2 protein-coding genes are annotated in these 1,419 nt (G+C 52.1%); both read left to right on the top strand.

The features are described from left to right. The first annotated feature begins 20 nt into the window (after positions 1-20). On the top strand, positions 21-644 hold the full coding sequence (locus tag B3Z49_RS05750) for an MATE family efflux transporter (RefSeq protein WP_296988880.1): 624 nt from the start codon (positions 21-23) through the stop codon (positions 642-644). Beyond that, positions 641-1,419 (top strand): aminotransferase class I/II-fold pyridoxal phosphate-dependent enzyme (locus tag B3Z49_RS05755; RefSeq protein ID WP_296988813.1); only part of this gene is annotated, 779 nt, incomplete at its 3' end. The genes B3Z49_RS05750 and B3Z49_RS05755, both read left to right, overlap by 4 nt.

Genomic DNA, 1,419 nt, shown 5'->3' on the forward strand with positions numbered 1-1,419 from the left:
TACCGTTTGGCAAGCTCGGCATTCCAGCCAGTACAACCACTATTCTGGCATCAATATGCTTTGCCGCTCTGATGCAGGCAGCCACCAGACATGGCAACGAAGAAGAACTGGCAGGATTGGCCATCTCGTTGCGTATCGTGCTTCTTGCCATTCTTCCGATCATCGGCTTTTGTCTGGGTTCACAACCCATCCTGAGCTACGCAGCAGGTGCAGGTAATCAGGCACGGTTTGAGGCCGTGTTTAAGGGCATCCTTCTCTATTGCGCGGGTTTCTCGATTACCTGCGCAGTTATTGCCTTTCTGTTCGGGGATTGGTTGATTGCCGCCTTTGTCAGCAAAGCGGAATTGATCACCTTTGGGGCGCATTTGCTCGATATCCTTGCCATACAAGTTGCGTTCGTTGGCATCTATCAACCGATGGTATCGCGCTTTCAGGCTGCTCATAATGCGCGGCGCGCTGCCATCGTCAGCATGGCGCCACAGGGCTACATTCAATTACCACTGGCGCTATTCTTACCCATGGCATTTGGCTTGGACGGAATTGTCATGGCGCCTGCGCTTGCGGCCGGACTGACTGCACTCATTGCCGTTGCTTTGACGTTTTCTGATCGCAAAACACTCTTGATCAAGGAGCTTTCATCATGAACGAGCTACCTTCAAAGCCACTCTCGCTGCAGGACCACGGATCCCGGCATCACGGTGCATTTGATCCCAACTACGAGCGCCACTTCCGGGCGGTTTCCCAACCAATTTATCAAACGTCGCTATTTGCATTCCGTGACTTTGACGACATGGCAAATGCCTATGCCGGAAATCCTGGCGGTCCCATCTATGCTCGTGGTGACAATCCCACCGTAATGGCATTCGAACGGGAAATTGCAAGATTGGAAAACACCGAAGCATCCCGTGCCTTTGCAAGCGGGATGGGGGCAATCAGTGCAACCGTCATGGCACTTGTCGAACCGGGCGACCGGATCGTTACCGTTCACAATGTCTATTCCGATGCATATCGGCTTTTTGAAACCATGCTCAGACCAATGGGCGTGGCCATCGACTATGTCGATGGCACCAATACAGATGCTTTAATTGACGTCATTTCAGGTGCAAAACTTTTGTTCCTTGAAAGCCCGACATCTCTGACATTTGAGCTCCAGGACCTGGAAAAACTGGGCCAAGCAGCGAAAGAGCAAAATGTTATCACCGTTATCGACAACTCGTGGGCAACACCGGTTTTTCAGCGCCCGGCCGATCACGGTATCGATCTTGTCATCCATGCCGCGTCGAAATTCCTGTCTGGTCACAGCGACACTGTTGCCGGCGTCGTCACCGGGCGAAAGGACCTGATCAACAAAATCAATGGTTCAACCTTCCCTTATCTCGGTGGGAAACTTGGTCCGTTTGAAGCATGGCTTTTGCTACG

It is taken from the genome of Thalassospira sp. UBA1131 (assembly GCF_002311515.1).
Lineage (GTDB): Bacteria > Pseudomonadota > Alphaproteobacteria > Rhodospirillales > Thalassospiraceae > Thalassospira.